Here is a 25188-nt window from a genome sequence, read left to right as displayed (position 1 = left end):
AAGTCCATCAGTCTTCAATGCCCCGCTGCGCCGGAACGCCGGCCTTGAACGCATGCTTGACCATCTGCATCTCGGTCACGGTGTCGGCCAGCTCGATGATCTCGGGCGGGCAGCGGCGGCCGGTGAGGCACACATGCACATCCTTGGGCCGGTCGCGTAGCGTCTGCAATACGCCTTCCAGCGGCAACCAGCCGTAGATCAGCGGGTAGGTGATCTCGTCAAGCACCACCAGAAAGTGTTCGCCCGACAGAATGGCGGCCTGCGCCTTCTCCCAGCCGTCGCGCGCCAGCTGGGCCGAGTGTTCCAGGTCCTGGCTTTTCCAGCTGAAGCCGTCACCCAGGCCTTCGATCGACAGGCCCAGTTTTTCAAACGTCCGGTGCTCGCCAAATCGGGCCGTGGGTACCTTCATGAACTGGAAGATCTTCACGGCCTTGCCCCGGCCGTGGGCACGCAGCGCCAGGCCAAAGGCCGCAGTGCTCTTGCCCTTGCCGTCACCGGTGTTGACGATGATGAGGCCGCGTCGTTCGCCCTCGGGTTTTTCGTAGCGCTTTTCGGTGGGTGCGGATTCGAGTTGCATGGGTGGCTCCAGAAAGGAATGGGTGTCAGGAAAGGACTAGGCCGGCCCTCGGATATGGCGCAGACAGACGGCGCGCCTGCCATGCGGCACCTGCCGCGACGATAAGGACCATCATCAGCCCGGCGAGCATGCCCGCCAGTCGCTCAACGGGCGTTGGCTCCAGAGCCGGCCCGGCGGCATCCCGCGGGGGCTGGCGCTCCAGAAGCACCCCCATGGCCGGCGTTGAGGGCGCGGCGGCGATGGCTGGGCTCAGCACAGGTGGAGCTGGCAACGGCGGCTGGGCGTGCGCGGCCGGCGCCTGTGGTGTAGCCACCGCCATGCCTTGCGGCGTGGGGCCTGCGGCCTGCCCTGCGCGCACGGCCTGCTCCACCCAGCGGCGCACGCCGGGCAGCTCGGCGGCCAGAGGCGCGGCGCGCGTGAGCGCCTGGTAGGTCTGCGCCAGTTCCTTTTGCGTGCCGGCATCGGCCTGCCAGTAGCCCTGGCGCTGGGCCTGCACCAGGCGCTCCAGCGACTGGGCGTACGCCTGCGGGTGCTCCTTGAGCCACTCGGGCAGGCCCAGCTGGTGCTTGTCGCGCACCAGCACGTCGTAGAAGCTTTGCCAATGGTCGCTGCGCACGGTGTCGGGTGCCACAGCCTGCCAGCCCCAGGCGAACTGCACGGCCTTCAGGACCTGCAGCGTGCCCGCGTAGCCCTCTGCCTTTTGCGCTTTCAGCCACCCGGCGTGCAGGTAACGCGACTGCATCTCCAGCGCAATGGCGCGCTGCGCGGTTTCGGTGGTGGGCTCGCCCGCATCCTGCAGCTGCGCCACGTGCAGCTCCAGCCCTTGCGGACGGCCGGCCACGCGGGCTGCGGCGGACAGGCCGCCCAGATACTGGAACGGGTCGTCCGAGCTGACCATGGCATACAGGTGCGAGCTGCGCGAGAGGATGGCGGCATCGGTAAGGCGCAGGTGGGCACCCAGGGCCTGGGCCGCCGTGCTGCCTGCCACGCCGGCCACGGGCTCGCCGTCCAGGTAGGGCTGGCTCATGCGCTGCAGGAACATCTGGCCAAGGCGCGCATCGTTGGTTTGAAGCCCGTCGCTTTGCACCGCATCCGACAGGCCGGTGCCATAGTCACCCGCCGCATTGCCGAACGAGCGCACCCGGGCCAGCTGCTCGGCCTCTGCGCGGGGCACGCCCTGCTTGCGCAGCGCTTGCCCGATCTGGTCGGTATTGCGAGCGATGGCGTTGCCGGGCTCTGCGCTGGCTGCCTGCGCCACGGCACGGTCGAGCAGCGCCATCAGGCCGGGGAACTGGTCGCGGTACGAGCCGGTGACGCTCATCAGCACATCGACGCGAGGGCGCTTCAATTCGTCAACCGATATGGTCTCCACCCGCACCGGGCGGCCCGCGTCGTCCCAGACTGGGCGCATGCCTAGCGCCACCAGCGCCTGCGCTTCCATGATGCCCTGGTGGCGCAGGGTTTCGCCTGCCCACAGCGATAGGGCCATGCGCTGTGGTGCCTGCCCGCCATGGCGCGCCAGGTAGCTTTTGAACCAGTCGTTGAACAGCGTCTGCGCCACGGCATAGGCCTGGCGCGTGGGCAGGCGGCTCGGGTCCAGCCCCGTGAGGTTGCGGCCCGTGGGCAGGCTGTCGGGGTTGCGGATGGGGTCGCCACCGTAGGCTGCGGGCAGGTAGCGGCCCTCCAGCGCAGCCAGCAGGCCGGGCAGCTCCCCCTCGGTGGCGAGCAGACGTTCCAGCGCTTGCGCACGCCCGGCCAGTTGCAGCAGGGCGGGCGTGTCGATGGGCTTGCGCGCGGCGCGGTTGGGCACATGGTCTTCGGCCCGCACCACGTCGGACACAGCCTGCGCGGGCAGCGCGGGGCGCAGGTCGAGCACGCTCGCAGCCTGCGCATCCGTCAACGCCACTTCCAGCCAGCGCGCGGGGCGGGCAGCCAGCACCGCGTCGTGCCGGATGAGGAAGGCTTCGTCGATGTCTTCGCCCAGCGCGTCGATCAGCGGCTTGCGCAGCGCCTGCAAAATGGTCTCGCGCCGCTGCTCGGGCGCGGGCACGCGGCCAAAAACGGCCAGGCCGCGGGGCTGCGAGCTTTGCGCGAGCTGGTCCAGGTAAGGGTGCAGTATTTCGAGGAATCCGCTGAAGTCGGCCGCAATACGGTAGGCAGTCCAGCCCAGGTCGCGGTGGAGCTGGTGCTCCACAAACTGCGACACCAGCTGCTTTTCGAGCGCGCGGCGCGTGGGGCCTTCGTCCACGGTTTCCCACTCGTGCATCACCTCGTGCATCTGGGCCATGCGCGCCTCGAAACCCGCCGGGGCAAATACGGGTGTGCGGTGGCTCACCAGCACGGCCCGGCCCCTGCGCTTGGCGGTGAGGGCCTCGCCCAGGTTGTCAACGATGTATGGATAGACAACGGGCAGGTCGCCCAGCGGCAGCAGTGCGTCGTCGTACATATCCAGCGCACGCGACTTGCCGCCCGCCCATTCCTGCGTGCCGTGGGTGCCGAAATGGATCAGCGCATCGGCCTGCAGCTGCGCCCACAGGTACACCGCCAGGTAGTGGTGCGACAGCGGCGCCTTGGACTTGTGCATGAACGGGTTCTGGCCCAGGCGCAGCGTTTCCTCGCGCGGGGGCTGGGGCAGCACGGCCAGATGGCCGACCTGCAGGCGCGGGATGGCGAACACCTTGTCGCCCTGCCACTCCACCACGTAGCGGCTTTTTTCAGGCGCACCCCAGTGCGCATTCATGCGCTCGCGCACGGCCCTCGGCAGCGTGGCCAGGTGTTGCTCATAGCGCGCCAGCGGCAGCGCGGCGGCCCGCCCGCTCTGCAGCAGGGCGCGCAGGTCGGCGCCGGGGTAGTAGGCAGCGATCAGGGGCTTGAGGCCATCGATCCAGCCCTGCTCGGGCACCTGCTGCGTGCGGTAGCCCGCTTGGACCAGCCCACCCGACACCTGCTCCAGACTGCGCGGCACGTTCAGAAACGAAGCGCCGAAGTTGGTGCCGCCAGGCGGATAGTTGTAGACCATGGCCACCAGGCGCTTGTCCGCCGCAGGCAGCCTTTGCAGCGTAATCAGCCGCCGCGCCTTGGCGGCTACGGCCTGGGCCTGGCGGTCGATGAGCCGATGATCGCGCCCCCCGGCGCCGTGCGCCACCATCAGGACAGGGTCGATGGCTCCAGCAGCTTCGGGCTGCGCAAGGTAGAAAGGCACGTCGGACAGAGACAGGCCCGAGTCGCTGGCCTCCCAGGCTGCGGCATCGCCCGCACGATAGGGCTGGGTCGCCAGCAGGGGAACTCCCCAGCGCTGCAGCAGCGGCTGCAGGGCCGCGGCCTGCGGCACCAGCTGGTGCAATACCAGAGCCGCCGCATACAGGCGACGCGGGCCGATGCCGTCGGCAGGCTGGACCTCCAGCACCTCCGCCAAGGTACTGGCCGTGAGCTGCTGGCCGAAGACGGCATAGGCGAACAGCCCTTGCTGCCGGAACATGCGCAGCCACGCCTCCAGCCAACCGGTGCTGCCGTCCACAAAATGGTGGCGGTGCACCAGCACCGCCACTGCCGGCAGGTCGCGCAGCGCGGGCTGGCGCTGTTGCCAGGCCTGCAGCGCTGCCGCGTGGGGCATCAGCGCGGGCGCATCAGGGTGATAGACGCCCCGCGCGGGCAGGATCTCCGGGGCCTGCAGCTCCGGCAGCGCCGCATTGTTGGCAACGGCCTTCGCCAGTGCCAGAGCGCTGCGCAGGTTGCGCTCGCCGCCTGCCTGCAGGTAGGCCACCATGCGCCCCTGGGCATCCAGGGGGGCAACGTCAAGCGCAGGCGGGGCTGCAGGCACCCAGAGCACACGGCCAGGCGCACGTGCAGCCCGGGCGTCCAGCGCGGGGCCGACCATGCGGCGCAGCCGCGCCTCCACGCTTGCGTGCGGCACATCCACCCACACCAGGGCAGCACCGGCCAGGGCTCGCTCCAGCGTCCGCGTTTCGGCCGCATCCAGCAGGGCCGGCCTCCCCAGGGGATAGTCGATGTGTGCGAAATCCAGACCCGCCTCCAGCGCCAGGCGCTGCACCATGGCTGTACGGGTAGCGGTCGTGATGTCGGACGTGAGCCACAGCAGCACCGGGGCCCCCGCGGGGGCAGCCCCTGGGTTGCGAGTCTGCGCGGCGGCATGCACCAGAGGTACGGCCAACCACAGGCAGTACAGAGCGCTGCGTACAAGCCGCATCATCATGGCCTGGAGGAAACGTCCTGGGACGCCGCGGACGCGCCGCGAGCGCCCGCGATGGCCGTTGGCGTTCCGCCGGATGGGACACCGGCTTCGGGGATATAGACGATGTTGCCGTCTTCAAGCCGATAGGCCACGCCGGCACGCACGCCCTGCCCTTGCGCTGCGCTGCCTGCGCCCTTGAAGCGCACTTCCTTGCCCTGCTCGCGCACCACCACCTCCATGTCCGGCTGGCCGGGGTTGCGGATGATGGTGACGTTGTCACTGGCGCTGGTCTGCGTCTGCACGGCCACGGCTGTGAGCAGCGCCACAACGAGTACGAGGAACACGTCCACCAGGTTCACGGCCGACAGCATGGGGTCGTCGTCGTCCTCGGCCAGGACGTTGAGATGCCGCAGGCTCATGGCGCCGCTCCGTACTGCTTGCGCAGCACCAGCAGTTCGGCCAGCAACCAGCGGCGGCGCACCGAATACACCACCAGGCCCACCGACGCTGCAGCCAGCGCCAGCACCACGCCCGCAAATGCGCCACTGAAGACGGCCAGTGCCTGCTGGCCATTGCCGGCTGCCACGCTTTGCAGCGCGGGGCCGAGCGGAATCATGGTGGCAATCAGCCCCAGCATGGGGGACAGCCGGCTGAGCAGGCGCACCGGCTCTACCTGGCGCACCAGTTGCAGTTCCAGTTCCTCCATCGACAGGCCCGGCGTGAAGCGCAACGAGCGGTATTGCGGCTGTCGCCAGCGCTGCCACGCCTCCATGAGCGTGGCGCCGCCCGCCCACAGCGCGTAAACGAACGCCATCCCCACAAGGACCAATACAGGCCATAGCAGCGACTGGGCGACCTGCGAAAAAGCCGATTCGATGTTCATGCCTGCATCTCCCTGATTTCAGGATCGTGATCGTTCTTGTGTGACAGGGATGGAAGCGCCACGCGCATGCCATCCAGGTTCCGCACGCGGATGCGGTGGTCAAACACCTGCTCCAGCGCAGCGTGGGTGTCCGGCCCATCGCAGGCCCCGTGGTGCAGCACGCGCCCCTGCGCCATCACCACCAAGTCGTCGGCCTGCAGCGCTATGGACACCTCGTGCAGCACGCTGACCACGGTCCTGCCCTGCTCCACCAGCCCGCGCACCAGCAGCAGCCAGTCAGCCTGGTGCGGCGGGTCCAGGTTGGCCAGGGGCTCATCCATCAGCAGCACCTGCGCCTGCACCGCCAGCGCACGGGCCAGCAGCACGCGCTGGCGTTCGCCACCCGACAGTTGCCCCAGTGCGCGCTGGCGCCAGTCCCACGCCTGCGTGGCGCGCAGGGCCTGCTCTACTGCAGCGTGGTCGGCCGCGCTGGGGGGTGAGAGCCAGGCCTGGTGCGGCAGGCGTCCGAGCATCGCCACGTCATACACCAGCAGGTCGTCGGCGGCGACTTCGTTTTGCCCCAGCCACGACAGGGCGCGCGCCCGGTCGCTACGGTGCCAGCCCCCCAGCGGGCGGCCCAGCAGTTGCACGCCGCCCGTGCAGGGCAGCAAGCCCGCCAGCGCTCGCAGCAGTGTGGACTTGCCCGCGCCGTTGGGGCCGACGATGCTGGTCCAGCGGCCGGCGACCACGTCGAGCGTGATGCCGTGCAATATGGGGTGTCTTCCGATGCTGGCGCTTATTCCATTTGCACTGACAGCTATCGTTTCAGGAGCATGGGTCATTTACAGCACTCCCCCTGGCCCCGTGCGCCGGTGCATCAGCCACAGCAGGTAGCCGCCGCCCAGCACGGCCGTGAGCACGCCCACAGGCAGTTCCTGCGGGGCGATGAGCCCGCGCGCCAGCAGGTCGGCACCGGCCAGCAGCACGGCGCCCATCAGGCTGGCCAACCCCATCAGCCGGCCATGGGGTACCTTGACCACGGCGCGCACCAGGTGCGGTGCCGCCAGACCTACGAATGCAATCAGGCCCGTCTGTGCCACGGCCGTGCCGGTGGCCAGCGCCAGCACCGCCACCAGCGCGGCACGCAGCGGCGCCAGCGGCAAGCCCAGGCTGTGGGCGGTGGATTCACCCAGCGCCAGTCCATCAAGCACCCGAGACAGAGCCCAGGCGGCTACGACGCACAGCAGCCACACACCGGCCATCAGCAGGCACGATGTCCAGCCCACAAAACCGGTGGAGCCCAGCAAGAACGCCTGCATGGCCTGCAGCGAATCGGGTGACAGCAGCAGGATGAGCGAGGTGAACGCCCCCAGTACAACGCCCACGATGACGCCGGCCAGCAGCAGGCGCAGCGTGTGCTGAACGCCACGCGCCAGTGCCAGCGTGAGCAGGACAGCCAGTACGGCCCCGGCAAAAGCCGCTCCGGTCAGGCCCAGGCGTACCAGCCAGTGGCCCGAAAACACCAGCGCCGCAGCTGCGCCCTTGGCGCTGCCCACCATGCCCGCGCCGCCGCCCATGAGCGCCAGCGCCGCAGCCACCCCCAGCGATGCGCCTGAAGCGCTGCCCAGCAGGTAAGGATCGGCCAGCGGGTTGCGAAACAGGCCCTGCGCCACGGCACCGGCCAGCCCCAGCAGTGCCCCGGCGCACCAGGCCCCCACGGTGCGTGGAAGGCGGATGTCCCACACGATCTGCCAGGCCATGGCGCGTGCAGCGGGGTCAGTACCATCGCTCCACAGGGCAGGCCACAGATTCTCCAGCCCTGCGCTGCCTACGCCCGTACCCAGCGCCACCAGCAGCGCGCTGGCCAGCAGCAGCAGGCCCGCGAGCCACAGGCCGCGTTGCGCAGCGGAAGCAGTCACTGGCGCACCGCCGCTGGAGCGCGGGCTGCCGGCACGGCCTTGCTGGCCAGGCAGCGCGCCATGATGCGCGCACCCTCGGCCATGCGCGGCCCGGGGCGGACGAGCACGTCGGCTTCTTCGGGCGGGAACACGCACAGCCGCTGCTCCCGCAGGGCGCGCATGCTGCTCCAGCCGGGCCGCTCGTTCAGTCCGCCCGCGCTGCGGGTGCCCACCATGATCAGGTCGGGGTCGGCGCGCACGACGAATTCGGGGTTGAGCTTCGGGAAGGGCCCCAGCGATGCGGGCAGGATGTTGCGGGCCCCCAGCCGCGTCAGCGTCTCGCCAATGAAAGACGAGACACCGGCGCCGTATGGGCCGCTGTTGACCTCGAAATACACGCGTGTGCCGCGGGCTGCGGGAGGCACCGACTGGGCGGCTGCTTCCACGGCGGCATCAATGTGGCGCCATACGCGCTGAGCGTCGGGCACCCCCAGAACCTGACCGAGCTTGCCCATCACGCGCTGCACATCGGCGTGGCTCTTGGGTTCCAGCGCCACCACCGCCACGCCCAGCGATTCGAGCCGCGCCGATGCCCGCGACGACGTCGCCATCAGCACCACATCGGGCCGCAGCGCCACGATGGCCTCGATGTTCGGATCGAGCCCGCCACCCACTTGCGGCAGACGGGTCACGGCTTCGGGCCAGTTGGAGTAGCGGTCCACACCCACCAGGCGGTGGCATTGGTCCAGCGCACACACCGTTTCGGTCAGCGACGGGAGCAGACTCACGATGCGCTGCGGCGAACGTGGCAGCGTGACCACGCGGCCCCGGTCATCGGTCAGCTGCACGGCGGGTTGCGGGGCCCTCTCAGCGGCAGCCGCAACCACAGGGGCAGGCTGCGCGCGCGCCAGCGCGGCCATCAGCAGGCCTAACGCCACCACGATGGCAATCACCCACAAGATGCGGCGCACAGGGGTCGGTTTCATGGCGTGGGTTCTTTCAACGTGAGGGGCAGTCCGGCCGCCATGAGGGTGACGCGCGGGCACACGGCCGCGACTTGCTGGTTGAGCAGGCCCAGGGCGTCGACAAACGCCCGCACCTCGCGCCCCATCGGGATGACCCCCAGGCCGATCTCGTTGCCCACCAGAACAACGGGCCCGGGGGCCTGCCCAATAGCTACTAAAAACATAGCACACTGGGATTGCCAGTCCTGCACCAGCGCCGTTTTTTGCTCTGAATTCATCGTTTCGATGCCCAGCGGCATGGTCCAGTGGGTCAGCCACAGCGTGAGGCAGTCCACCACCACCAGCGTATGCGGGTTGCTGGCATCGGCCAGCGCGGCGGCCACGTCGCCGGGCACCTCCAGCGTGGCTAGGCCCGGCACGCGCACGGCGCGGTCGCTCTGGTGGCGCGCGATGCGCTCGCGCATCTCGTCGTCCCAGGGCTGGCCGGTGGCAATGAGTACCGCGCGGTGGTCGGGTGCGCTGGCCAGCCAGTCGCGCGCCAGCAGTTCGGCACGGCGGGACTTGCCGCTCTTTTGGCCGCCCAGGATGAGTTCGGTGGTGATGCGGGATGGCATGGCGGCGGTCCGATCAACCTGCACGAGCGCCCAGCAGGTGCGCCACAGCCTCGGGGCTGGACGGAAACCATGCGTGGAAGTAGCTCGCGTGGACGCTGCCGTGGCGGTACACCGCTTCGCCCCCGCCCGCTGCGGCCTCAGGGCCATCCTGCGGGCGCCGGGTGCGGGCCACCACCGCCGCGCTGCTGTCGCAGGTGGAGTAGTGGAAGGTATGCCCGCGCAACGTATGCCCCCCAATGGCCAGCTGCTGCGGCCCCAGCGCGGCCAGCCGCTGCTGCATGGTCACCCGGCCCGGCAACAGGCCCCACAGCGGTGCCGCCGTGCCGTCGGCCAGCGTGATGGCATCGCACAGCGACATCATTCCGCCGCACTCGGCCCACACCGGTTTGCCGGCGTTTGCGTGGGCGCGCAGGCTGGCCGCCATGCCGGTGTTGGCCGCGAGCTGCGCACTGTGCAGCTCGGGGTAGCCGCCGGGCAGCCACACGGCATCGCAGACGGGCAACGCGGCATTGGCCAGCGGCGAGAAGAAGACCACGCGTGCGCCCAGCTCGCGCAGAGTCTGCACATTGGCGGCGTAAACAAAGCAAAAGGCTGCGTCCTGCGCCACAGCCACCGTGCGGCCCGCCAGCAACGGCGGTACCACGGCAGCCGCTGGCGGCGCAGGGAAGTCCACCGCCCAGCGCTGCAGCGCGTGGATGTCCATCGCGCCCAGCGGCGTATCGCGCAGCGCATCGGCGGCAGCGTCCAGCCGCTCCATGCGGTCGGACAGCTCGTGGGCCGCCACCAGGCCCAGATGGCGCTCGGGCAGCAGCGCGCCGCCCTTTGCTGCTGCACCGGCCGCACTGCCCACACTCTGCACACGCGCCAGTGCGCCCATCCAGTCACCAGCATCACGCAGCCCGTCACGCAGCATGTCGGCGTGGCGCGCACTGCCCACACGGTTGGCCAGCACGCCCGCCCACGGCAGGCCGGGCCGGTAGTGCCGCAGGCCGAACGCCATCGCACCAAACGTGCCCGCCATGGCCGACGCATCGACCACCGCCAGCACCGGGATACCGAAGCGCTGGGCCAGGTCGGCAGCGCTGGGGCTACCGTCAAACAGGCCCATCACGCCCTCTACCAGGATGAGATCCGCGTGCTTCGCGGCAGCGTGCAAGCGCTGCATGCAGTCGCGCTCGCCATTCATCCAGAGGTCCAGCTGGTGCACAGGTGCACCGCTGGCCAGCTCCAGCCAGTGCGGGTCGAGAAAATCCGGCCCGCACTTGAACACCTGCACGCGCCGCCCCTGGCGCGCATGCAGGCGCGCCAGCGCGGCGGTGACGGTGGTCTTGCCCTGCCCCGAGGCCGGTGCTGCAATCAGCAGCGCCGGGCAACGGGCGGCTGCTACCGCCATGGTCACTGGGGCGCCCACTTCATACCCACGTAGAAGGTACGGCCTGCGGTGGCGTAGTTGCGCGCCAGCTGGTAGTCCTTGTCGGTCAGGTTATCGACTCGCGCCAGCAGCGTGTAGTCGCGCGCCACGCGGGTGCTGGCGTACAGGTTGACCAGCGTGTAGCTGCCCAGCACCGCCGTGTTGGCGGCGGTATCGAAGCGACGGCCCGATGCCTGCACTTCGGCGCCCACCGTCCACGCATCCACGCGGGTATCGGCCCCCAGCGTGGCGTGATGGCGCGCGCGGCGGGCCAGCTGCTTGCCGGTGTCCAGATCGCGTGGACGCTGCACGTCGAGCGAGCCATGCAACTGCACGCCGCCGATGCGGTGCGTGCCGGCAAAGGTCACGCCCTTGTACTCGGCGCGCGCGGTGTTGGCATAGCAACCGAACGATGACGCACAGGTGCCCGCGCCGGCAAACGAGATCAGGTCCTGCACGCGGTTACGGAACAGCGTGGCCGAGAAAGTACTGGCGCCTTGCGCGTAGCGCAGCGCCACCTCGGCGTTGCGGCTGCTTTCGGGGCGCAGCGTGGCCAGGCCGTATTCGCTGAAGCGGTGATACAGCGTGGGCGCGCGGAACGCCGTACCGACGGATGCCGTGGCGCGCCACTGCGGCGTGATGGCGTAGCCATAGGCCACGCTGCCGGTGCTCTTGCCGCCAAACTCGCTGTCGGAGTCGTGCCGTACATTGAGCTGCACGGTGTGGCCGTGCGCGTTGAAGCCGTAGCCCAGCGCAATCCCGTCCTGCGAACGCTCGCGGTCGATGGGGGCGTTTTCCAGGTGGTCTTCGCGGCGCTCCAGCGCGGCGCTCAGCAGATGCGCACCCAAACGCCATTCATTCTGGAACAGGTAACCGCGCAAGCGCGTGTCCGTGAGGTAGGGAGACGGGCGGGTTTCGTACTCGTCGCGTGAGTCGGTGATGGACAGGCGCGTCTTGTAGACACTGCTCCACTGCGCCAGCCAGTTCAAGCCGAGCGCATGCATGGTGTGCAGGCTCCGGTCATCCTTGCCCAGGCCGTTGTCGTAGCCGCTGTTGGTGTCATTGGTCAGCAGGGTGCCCTCCAGGCGGTGCGCTGCGTTGACCTGCAGGCCCACGCGGGCATGGGCAGCCGTGGATCGGTAACCGTCACGGTCAGGGTTCTGCGTGGCGATCGGCCGGGCGTTGAAACCCCTGCTTTCCTCGCGCGCCAATCCCAACGCGTAGTCGATGGTGCCGCTGGCGCCGCTCATGCCGGCTTCGATCTTGCGGGTGCCATGCGTACCTGCGCCGGCACTGATGTAAGGCGCAAAACCGTTTTCACCGCGCTTGGTGAAGATCTGCACGACGCCGCCCAGAGCGTCCGACCCGTACACCGCACCGGCGGGACCGCGCAGCACTTCGATGCGGTCGATGAGCCCAAGCGGAATGCTCTCCCAGGGCGCGCCACCGGTGGACTGCGAATCGATGCGTACGCCATCGATGTACACAGCCGTGAAGCGGGTTTCGGCGCCGCGAAGGAACACGCTGGTGCTGCTGCCCGGGCCGCCGTTGCGGGCGAACTCCACACCCGGCAACCGGCCCAGCAGATCAGCCAGGCCCGTGGCGCCGCTGCTTTCAATGGTCTCTCGATCCACGATCGAGATATCGGCGACCAGGTCCGCCAGCGGCTGCGGCGTGCGCGATGCAGCCACCACGGTTTCGGCGAGCGTTGGGGCACGCAGGTTTTGCGCGATCAGGACAGGTTCTGGCAAAGCGCCCTGGGCGAGAGCGGCTGTGCAGCCAGCCGCGGCAAGCGCAGCGGCAACCCGGGACAAGGGCGCGAATGTGCGCGCACGAGGGGTACGTAAGTTCATGGAATCGTCGTCAACAAACAACCCGCGCCGGCCTCCCCGCCAGCAAATGGGTGATACGGCAGCGCGCACCCTCATCGGGCGCACGCAGCCACCGTGTTGGCCGGTATCCGGGCTGGCGGAACACCCCCCAATGCCTTCCCATGTGCTTGTTCAGGGCACACAGTGGCGTATGGATGGAGAGAGAATCAAAAGAAGATTCGTCCGCTGACCGTTGCGGGGGCAGCGCAGGCTGGGCACGCCACGTGGTGACGATACCTCCCTGCTTCCCGTTGAACTGCGGCATGTGAACCACACCGCGAGCACCAACGGGCGGGATTTTACGTCCCTTTGCAGCACCCCAACCCTACAATCGCAGGCTCTATGGCCACACAGTCCACCACAGACCAGATCGCCGAGCGCGTCGAACGCCTGCTGCTGCGCCACGCGGAGCTGCAACGCACCAATGCGCTGCTGGCCGAGCAGGTGGCAACCCTCACGCAGGAACGCGACTCACTCAAGTCACGCCTGAGCGCCGCACGGGCGCGCGTGGACGCCCTGCTGGAACGACTGCCCGTCGCAGCCCCCGCCACCAAGGAGACCCCATGAAGCAGATCGAGGTGCAGATCCTGCAGCAGAGCTACCTGCTGTCCTGCCCGGAGGGCCACGAGGGTCGCCTGCTCGACGCAGTGGAGCGCGTGGACACCGCCATGACGAAGATCAGGGATGCGGGCAAGGTGCGTGCGCGCGAGCGCATTGCGGTACTCGCCGCGCTGAATCTCGCCTTCGAGATCGCTGACCGCGATGCTGCCGATCTGGCTGCCCGATCGGCCGAACGCAAGGCCGCGCCGGCCCCTGCTGCCGGCGCTCCGACTGCACAGCATGAACTGCCGTTGCCCGAGGCAGACGATGAGCGCCTGCGCGCACTGGTCGGCCGGCTGGATGACGCGCTGGGCGGGGACGGCAGACTGCTCTGAATCGCGCGCCGCCTGCGCAGGTGTGGCACCGATCGCAGCACGCCAGCGCAGAAGTACGCGCAAACCTTTCCTGCCTGCGCGGTTTGCGGTATGACCCGTGTTGGCAGGGGCCTGGCGTGCCTGAGCCTGTGCGGCTGCGTGTTGTGCATGCGCGGCTCGGGCGCATGGCTTACCTCGCTTTACATGCCCTTGTGCCTGCGCGGGCCCGTTGTGCGTCCTACAATCGGGCTGTCTGCGATGCTGCCGGGCTTTATATTTCCTTGAACCAATGCTCAACGAGCTCGGGCTTGGTAATTGCCGGGTGAGCGTGATCATCTCGCGTCAGATGAACCCAACGCCTGGCTGCCCTCGCCCACCTGAACCCCCGGTTCAGGATGAGAGTTCGGTGGTCATCGCAGACACCCTTATTTCACCGGCGTGCTCCCCGCGCCGCCCCGGCGGCAGGCCGGGTGCGGCGCGCGTGGCGGCTGTTCTCGCGTTCCGCGCGCTCTTTCCTGTCTCTGCCCCATGCTCGACCCCCTCCTGATTGTTGAACTCGGCGTGCTCGGCCTGGCCACGGGCTTTCTGGCGGGCCTGCTGGGCATCGGGGGCGGAATGCTGCTGGTACCGTTCATGACCTACATCCTGGGCGGCCAGCAGGTTGCTCCGGATCTTGCAGTGAAGATGGCCATTGCCACATCGATGGCCACCATCATGTTCACGTCGGTGTCCAGCGTACGGGCGCACCACAAGCGCGGCGCCGTGCGCTGGGATATCGTCAAGCGCCTCGCTCCGGGCATCGTGCTCGGCGGTTTCATCGCCAGCCTGGGCGTGTTTGCGCTGCTCAAGGGCTCATTCCTGGCCATCTTCTTCGCGCTGTTCGTCAGTTTTTCTGCAACGCAGATGTTCCTGGACAAGAAACCCGCGCCCGCCCGGCAGATGCCGAATGGCGGCGGCCAGGTGGCTGCAGGCGGGGTGATCGGCTTTCTATCGGGACTGGTGGGCGCCGGTGGCGGCTTTGTGAGTGTGCCTTTCATGACTTGGTGCAACGTGCCCATCCACAACGCGGTGGCTACCAGTGCGGCGCTGGGATTTCCCATTGCGCTGGCCAATGTGGTGGGCTACGTGGTGGGCGGGCAAAGCATAGCGGGCCTTCCCCCAGCATCACTGGGCTACGTGTGGCTGCCAGCATTGGCAGTGATCGCCACCTGCAGCGTGCTCACGGCGCCGCTGGGCGCCAAGGCTGCCCATAGCCTGCCCGTCAAGCAGCTCAAACGCGTGTTCGCATCGCTGCTGTTCGGCCTGGCCGCGTACATGCTCTGGAAGGGGATTGCCGCCCTCTGACGGTAGACACGCCGCCTGCGGCTGCCTTCAGGCAAGCCATGCACCCAAGGGCATACGCTGCCTGAGCGGTCCGCTGCAACGCGGCGTATGTCGGGTCTGGGCCTCAGATTTTGGTGGGGTTGCGCGTGCCCAGCGCGCGCAGCGGCAGCGGCTTGGCCAGCAGGGCGCGAAACTCTGCAGCAGGCAGCCCCGGCGCGCAAAGAAACCCCTGGTAGTGGTCGCAGTTCATCTGCTGCAGCACCGCCTGCTGCGTTTCGGTTTCCACCCCCTCCGCCACCACCTCGATGTGCATGGCCTGCCCGATGCTGATGATGGCACTGACGATGGCGCGGTCGCCCTCGTCGTCTGGAAGCCCTCGCACAAAGGACTGGTCGATCTTGAGCTTGTGGATGGGCAGCTTCTTGAGATAAGCCAGGCTCGAATAGCCTGTGCCAAAGTCGTCGATGGCCAGGCCGATGCCGAGCCTGGCGAGCACGCGCAGGCGCTGCTCGGTCTCCTGGGCGTCCTGGAGCAGGATGCTCTCGGTCAGCTCGAGTTCGAGAAGTGTGGGGGGCAGCTGGTGCACGGCCAGTAACCGCGTGATGCGGTCGACGAAATCCGGCTGGCGAAATTCCAGCGCAGAGACGTTCACCGAAATCATGATCGGGCTGCCACTGTGCATCCACACCGCAGCTTCACGCACGGCCTGCTCCATCACCCACGCACCCAGGGTCACGATGAAGCCTGATTCTTCGGCCAGCGGGATGAAGACGCCCGGCGAAACCGAGCCGAACTCCGGGTCGGTCCAGCGTGCCAGGGCTTCGGCCCCGGTGATGCGGCCTGTGGCCATATTCACCTGCGGCTGGTAGTGCACCGCCATGCGTTGCTGCCCCAGCGCCTGGCGCAGGGCGTGCTCCATCTGCATCCGCGAGAGCAGGTTGGCGTTCATTTGCGGCTGGTAGAAGCCGTAGTTGCCACGGCCCCGGTCCTTGACGCGGTACATGGCCGTATCGGCCTGCTTGATGAGGTCGTCCAGCGTCGCGCCGTCTTGCGGATACAGGGCAATGCCGATGCTGCACTGGATGGAAAAACCCATTTCATCGAGCATGAAGGGCTTGAGCATGTCGTCCAGCACCCGGCGCGCTACGCCTTCTGCCACCACGGCGTCGCCACCGTGAAGGTAGATCACGAACTCGTCACCACCCAGGCGGCAGAGCATGTCGGTCTGCCGCAGGCAGGCCTGCAAACGCTCGGCCACCAGTTGCAGCACCCTGTCGCCAAAGGGATGCCCCAGCGAGTCATTGATGATCTTGAAGCGGTCGAGGTCGAGGAACAGGATCGCAAACCCTGTGTCGCTCTGGCGTGCGCCCTGGATCGCAGTGTCGACACGCTGGGACAGCAGCAGCCGGTTGGGAAGGCCCGTAAGGGCATCGCTATAGGCCAGTTCCTCGATCCGCTTTTGCGCCGCATGCTGCATCGTGAGATCGCGCATGAAGCCGATGCTCTGGACGATGCGCCCCTCATCGTCGCGCAGCGCCACCCACGACAGCTGTACGGCACAGTAGGTGCTGTTCTCGCGAGGGAGCCACAGCTCGCCCTCCCAGAAACCTTCGCGCTCCCATCCTTGCTGGACACGTTCCATGAAGGTCGGGTCGGAACCCACGCCGAACAGGGCGGCCGCCATGCAGCCCTCGAACGACCGGGCCGCAGGGCCCACCAGGCGCTCACACCCCGGGTTCATGCGCATCACGCGGTGAAGGCTGTCAGCGATGAAGATGGCGTCCAGGCTCGACTCGAACACGCGCGACGCAAGCCGCAGGCTGGCCTGTATCTCGGTCTGGCGGGTGATGTCGCGAAAGGAATAGACCCTGCCGACCGGCTGCCCGTGGCTGAACTGGGGGACTGAGCGCAGCTCCAGCACGCCACCGTTACGCAGCTGCACGATGTCCGTACTGTCCTGCATCGGCTCGCGTGCTATGGCTGCGAGGCGTTCTGAATACTGCGCAGCGTCGGCCACCTGCGCAGCCATGTGGCCGTAAACAGCGGCATCATTGCGCTCGACGAGCAAATCCCACGGCATGTCCCACAGCTGCGCCAAGCGCTGGTTGAAGGCGCGTACGCGGCCATCAAGGCTGCAGACCAGCACACCGTCGGCTGCAGAATCGAGCGTGGCCCTTAGCTCCGACAGCAGTGTCTCGAGTTCGCGCTCGGTCGCGTCCTGCGTACTCCGGTCCAGCATGGTGACCATCAGCACGGCGCTCGCATGGTCGGGCAAGGCAACCCGCGACACGCGCCGCTCCACCGGTACAAGCATGCCTGCCGTGTTGAGCAGGCTGGTGAATGAATGGATGCCATCAGCAGTCACCTGCGACGGCTCGCTCCAGAAAGCCAGGTCCTGCGGCGTCGCAGCAAGACCCATCACATGGGAGCCGACCATGTCGTCCACATGCCGGCCCGTGAGCCGCGCTGCGGCCGCGTTGGCCTGGATGATGACCAGGCTCGCCTCGTCCACCAGCCACACCGCCTCCAGCAGCTGGTCCAGCCAGATCTGGGGCGAAAGCTGTGTCACGCGTTGTCCCCATCCGCTTCGGGCGGAACCGCGCGCTCAAAGAAGTAACAGATCCTCTGGCGCGGCGACAGGTAGTCCAGCGCCTCGCGCGGGAGCTGCGACGGCTTGAGGCTGCGCCGAATACCCAACTCAGGCACAGTTTCAAGGTCTAGGATCGGGGCTTCTTCCTTGGGCACCTTCGGGTCGTGAACGATCACCTTGGGTCGCAACGGGCGCGATGAGTTGACAGAGGCGACGATCGCGTAGCGGTCATTGACCAGCTGCACGATGGATCCAGGCGGGTACACACCCATCATGCGTATAAATGCTCCCAGCACCACGGCGTCAAATCGCGACTTGTGCTGCGCAAAAATAACCGACAGCGCCTCATGCGGGGTCAGCGCATCCAGCCCGTTGGCCGGGTTGCAAATCCTGTCATAGCGGTTGACCAGCGCGAGCACCTGGCTCATCCGCCCCAGATCCGTACCCGACAGACGCCCCGGAAAACCCGTTCCGTCGGCCATCTCGTGGTGGCGGCCCACGGCCGTCAACACCCCATCGCTGTATCCCATCCGGCGCGCCAGCGCCACCGACTCGGCGACATGGGTTTCGTACCGGGCGCGCTCCATCAGCGGCATTGATGCGGTCGGGTTCCTCAGATTGGGGGGCAGCCTGGTCTTGCCGATGTCATGAATCAACGCGGCAATGCCCAGGTCGTTGAGCTCGTCGCTTTTCATGCCAAGCGAACGGCCAAGCAGGAGGGAAACGACCATCACATTGATGGGATGCAGCCCGCTGCGCTCGCCCACCCCCTCCGAGAGCAGCCGGATCACCGAGTCACCGTTTTCAAGCACGTCCGCTACGCAGCCAGACACCAGGGCGTCACCCTTGCTGCGCGCCTGCCCGGGCTGATCGGAAACGGCCCGCTCCATCGCCTGGTACTGGCGCGTCGCGTCTGCAAATCGCTGGTCGCAAATCGCAAGGGCGCGGTTTTGCGCCTCCAGCCGGCGGCGTCTGCGTTCGGTTTCAGGGTCTATCGCAGGCGGGGCTACCTGCGGCGCAGCGGCACCGCCCGCTTCGGCGGCCAACACGCTTGCCGTCGCCGGCTCGTCCGCCACCGGCGCAGCAGGGTCGCGCCACTGCGCATCGCTTTTGCCGGGCACGTACCGCACATCCTTCAGGCCCAGCTCGCGCAGCGTCGCGATCTGATCGGCAGAACCCACCCGGAAACTGCTGACCGGGAAAGGGTGCTGGAGCCAGTTCAGATCCAGCTGCACATACATGCCAATGCGCAGCTGGCTGATATCGATGAGGATGGAAGAGTTCACGGTCTGAGCGCACGATACATGGGGACTTCAGTGCCACCAATGGTTACACGGATTATCGCCGGTGCGCTCTCAAGAGTAAGACACCCCTGCTCAGCGCCATGCCAAGGACGTCGCCACCCGGAAAGCAGGCCCGTGGTGTTGCGAAGACGAGACGAAAGCCAGGCCCCCGTGGGTTCAGCGGCACCACAGCGACGGCTTGTAGACCAGGTCCATCCACAGCGCCCAGGCTGCCACTGCGCACAGCAACCCGCCCGCAAACCGGCTGCCCCATTCGGCGCGCACGAGGTTCAGCCGTGACCGGACGGCTGTCCAAGCCCACGGCCCACCGACCAGCCAGAGTCCACTGCCCAGGCCGAACAACGCCATGCTGAAGGCCCCTTCGGCCGGCCCGCCGCTGAGCGCGGCCACCAGCAGCGCCGAATAAAGGAGGCCGCAAGGCATCAGCCCCCAAAGGAAACCGGTGGTCATCAGACCCCCATGCGACCGGACCATCGGCTGTACCTTGCCCCAGACGGCGCGCCCGGCCTGCTCCACCCATTGAGGTTGCCGCGCCTGAACCATCATCATCAGCCCCCAGCCCATCACCGCAACGTGCATCAGCGTCCAGGCGGGGCGCAGTGCCGTGGCCTGCTGCGTGAGCCATGCCAGGCTGTCCATGGCTGCCGCGGCAAGGGCGCCCACGGCCGCGTAGCTACCGATGCGCCCCAGATGAAAGGCCACCGTACGCCAAGTTTGATGCCACGGGCGCTGCGCCTGCCACGGGGCTGCCCACTGCACAGGCACGCCCGTACCAGCCTTGTCTTCCGCACCGACACCCGGGCGCCCCCCTGCACCCACCAATGCGCCACAAGGGGCGGAGCACATGGCAAGACAATGCGATCCGCCCACCAGTCCCATCACCAGCGCCGACCACGCAGCCGCGCTCAGCATGACCTGGCTCCCACCGGGTCGTCGCAGCAGTCACCCAGGCACACGCCTGCGCCATGCGCACCCATGGTGGCGATGACTGCGAGGGCAACGACCTGGCATGGCATGGATGTACTCCGTTCAGATGATGCGCGAGAAGCGTGCCCGGTAGCGGTCGGCCTGGAGATAGCGGTCAAAAACCATCGCCACGCCGCGTACAAAGAACCAGCCCATCGGCGTGACCTCGACGCCATCAGAATTCATGCGCACCAGACCCTGCTCGGCCATTTCTTCAAGGCGCGTGAGCTCCGCAGCAAAATACTGCTTGAAGTCGATCAGCCAGCCTTGCTCGATGGACTCGAACAGCACTTCACCCTGGCACATCAGCGCCATGATGACGGCGCGGCGCACAAGATCGTCCCGCGTCAGCGCCAGGCCACGGACGATCGGTAAACGCCCCTGGTCGAGGAAGTCGTAGTACTCCTCCAGCGTCTTGGCGTTCTGGCTGTAGGTGGCCCCCACCCTGCCGATGGCCGACACGCCAAGGGCAATGAGGTCGCAATCAGGCTGCGTGCTGTACCCCTGAAAATTGCGATGCAGGCGCCCCTGCCGCTTGGCAACCGCCAACGCATCCGAGGGCAAGGCAAAGTGGTCCATGCCCACGTACACGTACCCAGCGTCCAGGAAGGCGTCGAGCGACCGAGACAGCATCGCCACCTTGGCCGAGGCCGCAGGCAGCTCGGCCGACACAATGCGGCGTTGCGGCTTGAACCGCTCGGGAAGATGGGCGTATGCGTACAGCGCGATGCGATCGGGCCGCAGCTGGGCCACCTGGGCCAGGGTACGATCAAACGATTCGGGCGTCTGCCGGGGCAGGCCGTAAATCAGATCGACGTTCACCGAGTCGAAGCCGAGCGAGCGAGCCGACTCGACGAGCGAGAACACCTGCTCGGCAGGCTGGATCCGGTGCACGGCCTTCTGCACCTCCGCATCAAAGTCCTGCACGCCAAAACTCAGCCGGTTGAAACCCAGTTCGGCCAGGACTGCCAGGCGGTCAGCATTCACCGTGCGCGGATCGACTTCGATCGAGTATTCACCGCCCGGTGCCAGCGTGAAGCTGCGACGCAGGACAGCCATGAGTTCACGCAACCCATCGTCCGAGAGGAATGTGGGTGAACCGCCGCCCAGGTGTAGCTGCGACACCACCTGCCCTGTTCCGCAATGGGCGGTATGAAGGTCAATTTCGCGGCTCAGGTACCGCAGGTAAAGATCGGCCCGGTCGTGGTGCTTGGTGATGATTTTGTTGCACGCACAGTAGTAGCACAACGATTCGCAAAAAGGAATGTGCACATAGAGCGACAGCGGCAGCGCCTTCGCAACCGTTCCGTTCCTGCGCTGATCGAGCGCCAGCACATAATCTTCCTGCCCAAAGGCTTCGACAAAGCGGTCAGCGGTGGGGTAGGAGGTGTAGCGTGGCCCCGCTACATCAAATCGGCGCAGCAGGTCAGGGGAGACAGCGGTCATGGGCATCCTTCGGAACGCCCTGACTGTGCCGCAGCTGCCGCGGGCAGTCCTTGATTTACATCAAGCGGCCACAAGGCGCTGACTGCGACAATTTGACGCATATCATTTGGCCCCATGAGGTCAACCGTCATCTGTTTGATGCAGATGCGGAGTATCCTTATTTTCCGCAACTAGTTCCACCGGCCATGAATCCGCTCACCATCAAAGTCGCCTGCTCGAACTGCAACCTGCGGGAGCTGTGTATGCCCGTAGGACTGAACGAAGAACAACTGCAGCGCATCGACGAAGTGGTGGCCGTGCGGCGCAAGGTCAAGCGCGGCGCAACCTTGTTTCGCAACGGCGAGACATTCACGTCGCTGTATGCGATTCGGACCGGGTTCTTCAAGACCTGCGTGGCCACGGAAGATGGCCGCGACCAGGTAACGGGTTTTCAGATGGCAGGCGAGATCATCGGCCTCGATGGCATCGTGAACGACCACCACACCTGTGACGCCGTTGCTCTGGAAGACGCTGAAGTCTGCGTCATGCCATTTGACCGCATTGAGGAGTTGTCGCGCGAGGTCACGGCCCTGCAGCACCACGTGCACAAGATCATGAGCCGCGAGATCGTGCGCGAGCATGGCGTGATGCTGCTGCTGGGCAGCATGCGTGCCGAAGAGCGCCTGGCGGCCTTCCTGCTGAACCTGGTGCAGCGCCTGCACGCCAGGGGCTTCTCGCAGTCAGAACTGGTGCTGCGCATGACCCGGGAAGAGATTGGCAGCTACCTGGGTCTCAAACTCGAAACCGTGAGCCGCACCTTCTCGAAATTTGTCGACGAACAGATCGTCGAGGTCAAGCAGCGGCATGTGCGCATCCTGGACACCGACGCGCTGCGCCGCATTGTCAACAGCCAGCAGCCTTGCCACTGAGCAGGGCGTGGCCGGAGGGTTCTCGGGAGGCCTGCTCATTTGACAGCGCGGCTCAGCCGCCCGGTTGAACCTGTCAACACCTTCACCGCGCACTGTTGGGCAATGGGCGGCTCGGCGACTGCAACCTGCCCTTGAAGGCTCCCGGCCTGGCTTTCGCCGACAGTTCAGGCACAGCCCGAAGTCTTGCGGCAATCGTCCGGCCGCTCTCCGTCGGGTACCGGGCACCGGTTGAGCTCGAACGGCGACATAGCCAGCAGCGTGGTGAGCGCACTGGAAGCCATGGTGACCACCCAAAAAGCAAAAAACGCCAGCGTGTAGACGCCTTCCCGTGAAAGTGGCACGGGCTGGCCAAACCAGTGCAGGTCATGAGGATCGACGAGCGCAAAGACGAGCATCTCGAGCACACCTGCCATCAAAAAGGCAGGCCATGCTATCCACATCAGGCGTTGGGTCCACATCGCGCTTGTCTCCTCTTTTTTTCAGGATCGGTTGACCAGGGTCGCAGGTGTTGCGCAAGCCGCCCTAATCGGACAGCCATGGCAGGGATCAGCGTGGTGCGTCTTCGGCAGGGGTGGCCGCGTGGTTGCGGGCCTTCACTGCTGGCAACAGGCTCTTGTCGGCACCCTGCAGGGTCTTGTTGATCTCCACGCCCTGGCGGTAATAGTCTTCCGCGACGACGGGGTCAGGCCGCGAGATGGCCAGCCACAAGGTGACGAATCCGGCAATGATCACGATGACGGGGCCAGAAATGATCAGCCAGACATGGCCGAACTTCCACCAGGGGGCGGCAGCGGGGGCCGAAACGGCTGGAACAGCGTTGGATGCCATGGAACTCTCTCCTTGAATAAATCACAGCCCGGTCAAGAGCGTTGGCGGTAGCACCGCGAATAAACAGATCAGCGTGGCACCAGGAAAACTGACTTTTCAGTGACATGGGCCGCAGAACCCACGGCTTGCACGTCAAAGTGCACCGGATGCGAGCCTGGCGTGGCAGAACCGTAAGGTATCTGCAGCCGCACAGCCACCCAACGCGACTCTGCCGGCCCAATCTCTACATCGCCGTCAATCGATGTCTCGATCCCCTGCAAGCCGCGCGCAGTGATCTGGTAGCGCTGCGTGCCCTCGGTCGCATTCATGACCTGCAGCCGGTAGATGTTCTCGAGCTTGCCGCCCGCCACAATGCGCGACAGGGCTGCGCGGTCGCGCACCACGTCCACCTTCAGCGGCGTGCGCGTGACCAGGCTTGCCAGCATTGCCACGCACAGCGCCACCAGCACCGCGCCATACACCAGTACCCGGGGGCGGAACACGCGCTGCATGATCTGCGACTGGTTCCAGCGCCGAGCCACGGCGTTCTGGGTAGAAAAGCGGATCAACCCCTTGGGGTACTGCATCTTGTCCATCACAGTGTTGCAGGCATCCACGCACAGCCCACAGCCAATGCACTCGTACTGCAGGCCCTTGCGGATGTCGATGCCCACCGGGCACACCTGTACGCAAAGCGTGCAGTCGATGCAGTCGCCCAGGCCCTTGGCCTTGTGGTCCACCGTCTTGTTGCGCGGGCCGCGCGGCTCGCCGCGCTCGCCGTCGTAGCTCACGATGAGCGTGTCCTTGTCGAACATCGCGCTCTGGAAGCGCGCATACGGGCACATGTACTTGCAGACCTGCTCGCGCATGTAGCCCGCGTTGCCATAGGTGGCAAACCCGTAGAACAGCACCCAGAAGATCTGCCAGCTTCCCTGGAGGGCCAGCAGCTCGCCGCCCAGCTCGCGGATCGGTACGAAGTAACCGACAAAGGTAAAACCGGTCCACAGCGCCACACTCAGCCATGCCACCTGCTTCAAAAACTTTTTGCGGACTTTCTCGAAGGTCCAGGGGCCGTTGTCCAGCCGCAGGCGGGCACTGCGGTCTCCCTCGATCTTGTGCTCGATCCACATGAATATCTCGGTGTACACCGTCTGCGGACAGGCAAAGCCGCACCACAGCCGCCCCGCCACGGCCGTGAACAGGAACAGCGACAAGGCCGAGATGATGAGCAGGCCCGTCAGGTAGATGAAATCCTGCGGGTAAAGCACCAGCCCGAAGATGTAGAAACGGCGGGCGCCCAGGTCGAACAGCACCATCTGGCGTTGGCCCCACTCCAGCCATGGCACACCGTAGAAAGCCAACTGGGTCAGGATCACCATCGCCCAGCGCCAGCGGGCAAACACGCCACTGATGGAGCGGGGATAGATCTTCTTCTGTGCTTCGTACAGCGAGACAATTTCACTTCCCGCCGTGGCATCGGAGGATGCGACCGGGCTGATCGGAATGACCTTGCGAGCGGGCCCGCTGGGTGTATTCATGGTGTCTCGACTGCGTTGAAGCCAGAAAGCAAAAAAGGAAAAAACCGAAAGGGCAACGCCTGCGCGTTGCCCCGGGGACGGTCAGCGTGCCGCTGCGACCTGCTTGTTCGACAGGCCCCAGACATAGGCCGACAGCACACCAATCTGCGCGTCGGTCAGCTTGTCTGCCTGTGCAGGCATCTGGTTGACCTTGCCGTTGTTGATGATGGCCGTGATGGCCGTCTCACCCCAGCCATGCAGCCAGATGTCGTCCGTCAGGTTGGGCGCGCCCAGCGCCTGGTTGCCCTTGCCGTCCATGCCGTGGCAGGCAGCACAAGCACCGAACTTGGACTTGCCCAGCGATGCACGAAGCGAGTCGTGCGGGCTGCCAGACAGGCTCAGCACGTAGTGCGACACGTTGCGCACGTCTTCTGCCGTGCCCACTGCAGCCGCCATGGGGGGCATATTGCCGATACGGCCCTTTTCCAGCGTCTCGCGGATTTTGTCCGGAGTGCCACCATGCAGCCAGTCGCCGTCGGCCAGGTTCGGGAAGCCCTTGCTGCCGCGAGCGTCCGAGCCGTGGCACTGGGCGCAGTTGTTCATGTACAGCCGCTCACCAATGGCGCGAGCCTGCGCGTCTACCGCCACCTCTTCAGGCTTCATGGACACGAAACGGGCATACAGCGGCTCCAGTTCGGCCTTGGCCTTGGCCATCTCGGCCTCGTATTCGCCCTTTTGCGACCAGCCGAGCTTGCCGTTGAAGCTGCCCAGGCCCGGGTAGGCGGCCAGGTAGGCCAGGCCGAAGACGATGGTGATGACGAACAGCCACACCCACCAGCGTGGCAGGGGGTTGTTCATCTCGACCAGGTCTTCGTCCCAGACATGGCCGGTGGTGTTGTCGGAAGTGGCGATGACCTTCTTGCGCCCGGCCAGCCAAAGGAGGATGCCGCAGGCAATGATGCCGACGAGCGTCAGCGTGGTCACAAAGACCGACCAGAAATTGCTGGTGAAGTCACTCATGGG

At 66.6% G+C, this 25188-nt stretch carries 22 protein-coding genes and 1 riboswitch; of the genes, 4 read left to right on the top strand and 18 right to left on the bottom strand.

Annotated elements, in window-relative coordinates; genetic code table 11:
* Positions 1-7: 7 nt before the first annotated feature.
* Genes cobO through ACTPOI_RS17855 form a run of 10 tightly spaced genes read right to left on the bottom strand, consistent with a single transcriptional unit; the run spans position 8 to position 12372 of the window.
* The gene (gene cobO / locus ACTPOI_RS17900; protein ID WP_440111213.1) at positions 8-577 is read right to left on the bottom strand and encodes a cob(I)yrinic acid a,c-diamide adenosyltransferase; all 570 of its coding nucleotides are present in this window, start codon (positions 575-577) and stop codon (positions 8-10) included.
* 25 nt (positions 578-602) lie between these two features.
* Positions 603-4790, bottom strand: coding sequence for a cobaltochelatase subunit CobN (gene cobN / locus ACTPOI_RS17895; protein WP_440111211.1), 4188 nt, complete (start codon positions 4788-4790; stop codon positions 603-605).
* Complete coding sequence (locus ACTPOI_RS17890; RefSeq protein ID WP_440111209.1) at positions 4787-5188, bottom strand: DUF2149 domain-containing protein; 402 nt, start codon at positions 5186-5188, stop codon at positions 4787-4789. Before ACTPOI_RS17890 ends, cobN begins: the two co-directional genes overlap by 4 nt.
* Positions 5185-5652 (bottom strand): hypothetical protein, encoded by a 468-nt coding sequence (locus ACTPOI_RS17885; RefSeq protein WP_440111207.1) that lies wholly within the window; start codon positions 5650-5652, stop codon positions 5185-5187. The genes ACTPOI_RS17890 and ACTPOI_RS17885 overlap by 4 nt, the downstream gene beginning before the upstream one ends.
* Complete coding sequence (locus tag ACTPOI_RS17880; RefSeq protein WP_440111206.1) at positions 5649-6473, bottom strand: ABC transporter ATP-binding protein; 825 nt, start codon at positions 6471-6473, stop codon at positions 5649-5651. The genes ACTPOI_RS17885 and ACTPOI_RS17880 overlap by 4 nt, the downstream gene beginning before the upstream one ends.
* Complete coding sequence (locus tag ACTPOI_RS17875; RefSeq protein WP_440111204.1) at positions 6474-7550, bottom strand: FecCD family ABC transporter permease; 1077 nt, start codon at positions 7548-7550, stop codon at positions 6474-6476. It lies immediately after the preceding gene.
* Positions 7547-8515, bottom strand: a complete 969-nt coding sequence (locus tag ACTPOI_RS17870) for an ABC transporter substrate-binding protein (RefSeq protein WP_440111202.1) — start codon at positions 8513-8515, stop codon at positions 7547-7549. Before ACTPOI_RS17870 ends, ACTPOI_RS17875 begins: the two co-directional genes overlap by 4 nt.
* On the bottom strand, positions 8512-9108 hold the full coding sequence (locus tag ACTPOI_RS17865) for a bifunctional adenosylcobinamide kinase/adenosylcobinamide-phosphate guanylyltransferase (protein ID WP_440111200.1): 597 nt from the start codon (positions 9106-9108) through the stop codon (positions 8512-8514). Before ACTPOI_RS17865 ends, ACTPOI_RS17870 begins: the two co-directional genes overlap by 4 nt.
* Before the next feature lie 13 nt (positions 9109-9121).
* On the bottom strand, positions 9122-10501 hold the full coding sequence (locus ACTPOI_RS17860; RefSeq protein WP_440111198.1) for a cobyrinate a,c-diamide synthase: 1380 nt from the start codon (positions 10499-10501) through the stop codon (positions 9122-9124).
* 2 nt (positions 10502-10503) lie between these two features.
* Positions 10504-12372 carry a TonB-dependent receptor domain-containing protein gene (locus tag ACTPOI_RS17855; protein ID WP_440111196.1) on the bottom strand — a complete coding sequence of 623 codons (1869 nt, stop codon included), beginning with the start codon at positions 12370-12372 and terminating at the stop codon, positions 10504-10506.
* Positions 12373-12453: 81 nt separating this feature from the next.
* A riboswitch (cobalamin riboswitch) is annotated at positions 12454-12694 on the bottom strand.
* 38 nt (positions 12695-12732) lie between these two features.
* Between ACTPOI_RS17855 and ACTPOI_RS17850 the strand changes: the two genes are divergently transcribed.
* The 3 genes from ACTPOI_RS17850 (at position 12733) to ACTPOI_RS17840 (ending at position 14648) form a co-directional block, all read left to right on the top strand.
* The gene (locus ACTPOI_RS17850; RefSeq protein WP_300461133.1) at positions 12733-12957 is read left to right on the top strand and encodes a DUF904 domain-containing protein; all 225 of its coding nucleotides are present in this window, start codon (positions 12733-12735) and stop codon (positions 12955-12957) included.
* Complete coding sequence (locus tag ACTPOI_RS17845; protein ID WP_440111194.1) at positions 12954-13325, top strand: cell division protein ZapA; 372 nt, start codon at positions 12954-12956, stop codon at positions 13323-13325. The genes ACTPOI_RS17850 and ACTPOI_RS17845 overlap by 4 nt, the downstream gene beginning before the upstream one ends.
* Before the next feature lie 507 nt (positions 13326-13832).
* Positions 13833-14648, top strand: coding sequence for a sulfite exporter TauE/SafE family protein (locus ACTPOI_RS17840; protein ID WP_440111192.1), 816 nt, complete (start codon positions 13833-13835; stop codon positions 14646-14648).
* A gap of 103 nt (positions 14649-14751) precedes the next feature.
* Here ACTPOI_RS17840 and ACTPOI_RS17835 read toward each other — a convergent pair whose 3' ends face one another.
* From ACTPOI_RS17835 to hemN, 4 genes are all read right to left on the bottom strand, one after another.
* Positions 14752-17196: an EAL domain-containing protein gene (locus ACTPOI_RS17835; RefSeq protein WP_440111190.1), complete on the bottom strand. Its 2445-nt coding sequence runs from the start codon at positions 17194-17196 to the stop codon at positions 14752-14754.
* Positions 17193-18503: an HD-GYP domain-containing protein gene (locus tag ACTPOI_RS17830; protein WP_440111188.1), complete on the bottom strand. Its 1311-nt coding sequence runs from the start codon at positions 18501-18503 to the stop codon at positions 17193-17195. Before ACTPOI_RS17830 ends, ACTPOI_RS17835 begins: the two co-directional genes overlap by 4 nt.
* Before the next feature lie 174 nt (positions 18504-18677).
* Positions 18678-19433 (bottom strand): sulfite exporter TauE/SafE family protein, encoded by a 756-nt coding sequence (locus ACTPOI_RS17825; protein ID WP_440111186.1) that lies wholly within the window; start codon positions 19431-19433, stop codon positions 18678-18680.
* Between the two features lie 117 nt (positions 19434-19550).
* Positions 19551-20933, bottom strand: a complete 1383-nt coding sequence (gene hemN, locus ACTPOI_RS17820) for an oxygen-independent coproporphyrinogen III oxidase (RefSeq protein ID WP_440111184.1) — start codon at positions 20931-20933, stop codon at positions 19551-19553.
* Between the two features lie 185 nt (positions 20934-21118).
* On the opposite strand from hemN, the gene fnr reads away from it, so the two are divergent.
* Positions 21119-21841 (top strand): fumarate/nitrate reduction transcriptional regulator Fnr, encoded by a 723-nt coding sequence (fnr, locus tag ACTPOI_RS17815; RefSeq protein WP_069103094.1) that lies wholly within the window; start codon positions 21119-21121, stop codon positions 21839-21841.
* Positions 21842-22005: 164 nt separating this feature from the next.
* Here fnr and ACTPOI_RS17810 read toward each other — a convergent pair whose 3' ends face one another.
* The 4 genes from ACTPOI_RS17810 to ccoP all read right to left on the bottom strand — a co-directional run bounded on the left by ACTPOI_RS17810 (position 22006) and on the right by ccoP (position 25185).
* Positions 22006-22299 (bottom strand): hypothetical protein, encoded by a 294-nt coding sequence (locus ACTPOI_RS17810; protein ID WP_440111182.1) that lies wholly within the window; start codon positions 22297-22299, stop codon positions 22006-22008.
* Positions 22300-22387: 88 nt separating this feature from the next.
* A complete protein-coding gene (locus tag ACTPOI_RS17805; protein ID WP_440111180.1) occupies positions 22388-22669 on the bottom strand; it encodes a FixH family protein in 282 nt (93 codons plus the stop codon).
* Positions 22670-22737: 68 nt separating this feature from the next.
* A complete protein-coding gene (gene ccoG, locus ACTPOI_RS17800; protein ID WP_440111179.1) occupies positions 22738-24186 on the bottom strand; it encodes a cytochrome c oxidase accessory protein CcoG in 1449 nt (482 codons plus the stop codon).
* A gap of 81 nt (positions 24187-24267) precedes the next feature.
* A complete protein-coding gene (ccoP, locus tag ACTPOI_RS17795) occupies positions 24268-25185 on the bottom strand; it encodes a cytochrome-c oxidase, cbb3-type subunit III (protein ID WP_440111177.1) in 918 nt (305 codons plus the stop codon).
* Positions 25186-25188: the final 3 nt, after the last annotated feature.

Source organism: Acidovorax sp. BL-A-41-H1 (genome assembly GCF_051942715.1).
This window is presented reverse-complemented; position numbering and strand designations above follow the sequence as displayed.

What these genes read in the sequence shown, in the direction of transcription:
- cobO (WP_440111213.1), bottom strand. Translation starts at nt 577, where the DNA reads ATGCAACTCGAATCCGCACCCACCGAAAAGCGCTACGAAAAACCCGAG.
- cobN (WP_440111211.1), bottom strand. Translation starts at nt 4,790, where the DNA reads ATGATGATGCGGCTTGTACGCAGCGCTCTGTACTGCCTGTGGTTGGCC.
- ACTPOI_RS17890 (WP_440111209.1), bottom strand. Translation starts at nt 5,188, where the DNA reads ATGAGCCTGCGGCATCTCAACGTCCTGGCCGAGGACGACGACGACCCC.
- ACTPOI_RS17885 (WP_440111207.1), bottom strand. Translation starts at nt 5,652, where the DNA reads ATGAACATCGAATCGGCTTTTTCGCAGGTCGCCCAGTCGCTGCTATGG.
- ACTPOI_RS17880 (WP_440111206.1), bottom strand. Translation starts at nt 6,473, where the DNA reads ATGACCCATGCTCCTGAAACGATAGCTGTCAGTGCAAATGGAATAAGC.
- ACTPOI_RS17870 (WP_440111202.1), bottom strand. Translation starts at nt 8,515, where the DNA reads ATGAAACCGACCCCTGTGCGCCGCATCTTGTGGGTGATTGCCATCGTG.
- ACTPOI_RS17865 (WP_440111200.1), bottom strand. Translation starts at nt 9,108, where the DNA reads ATGCCATCCCGCATCACCACCGAACTCATCCTGGGCGGCCAAAAGAGC.
- ACTPOI_RS17860 (WP_440111198.1), bottom strand. Translation starts at nt 10,501, where the DNA reads ATGGCGGTAGCAGCCGCCCGTTGCCCGGCGCTGCTGATTGCAGCACCG.
- ACTPOI_RS17855 (WP_440111196.1), bottom strand. Translation starts at nt 12,372, where the DNA reads ATGAACTTACGTACCCCTCGTGCGCGCACATTCGCGCCCTTGTCCCGG.
- ACTPOI_RS17850 (WP_300461133.1), top strand. Translation starts at nt 12,733, where the DNA reads ATGGCCACACAGTCCACCACAGACCAGATCGCCGAGCGCGTCGAACGC.
- ACTPOI_RS17845 (WP_440111194.1), top strand. Translation starts at nt 12,954, where the DNA reads ATGAAGCAGATCGAGGTGCAGATCCTGCAGCAGAGCTACCTGCTGTCC.
- ACTPOI_RS17840 (WP_440111192.1), top strand. Translation starts at nt 13,833, where the DNA reads ATGCTCGACCCCCTCCTGATTGTTGAACTCGGCGTGCTCGGCCTGGCC.
- ACTPOI_RS17825 (WP_440111186.1), bottom strand. Translation starts at nt 19,433, where the DNA reads ATGCTGAGCGCGGCTGCGTGGTCGGCGCTGGTGATGGGACTGGTGGGC.
- hemN (WP_440111184.1), bottom strand. Translation starts at nt 20,933, where the DNA reads ATGACCGCTGTCTCCCCTGACCTGCTGCGCCGATTTGATGTAGCGGGG.
- fnr (WP_069103094.1), top strand. Translation starts at nt 21,119, where the DNA reads ATGAATCCGCTCACCATCAAAGTCGCCTGCTCGAACTGCAACCTGCGG.
- ACTPOI_RS17810 (WP_440111182.1), bottom strand. Translation starts at nt 22,299, where the DNA reads ATGTGGACCCAACGCCTGATGTGGATAGCATGGCCTGCCTTTTTGATG.
- ACTPOI_RS17805 (WP_440111180.1), bottom strand. Translation starts at nt 22,669, where the DNA reads ATGGCATCCAACGCTGTTCCAGCCGTTTCGGCCCCCGCTGCCGCCCCC.
- ccoG (WP_440111179.1), bottom strand. Translation starts at nt 24,186, where the DNA reads ATGAATACACCCAGCGGGCCCGCTCGCAAGGTCATTCCGATCAGCCCG.
- ccoP (WP_440111177.1), bottom strand. Translation starts at nt 25,185, where the DNA reads ATGAGTGACTTCACCAGCAATTTCTGGTCGGTCTTTGTGACCACGCTG.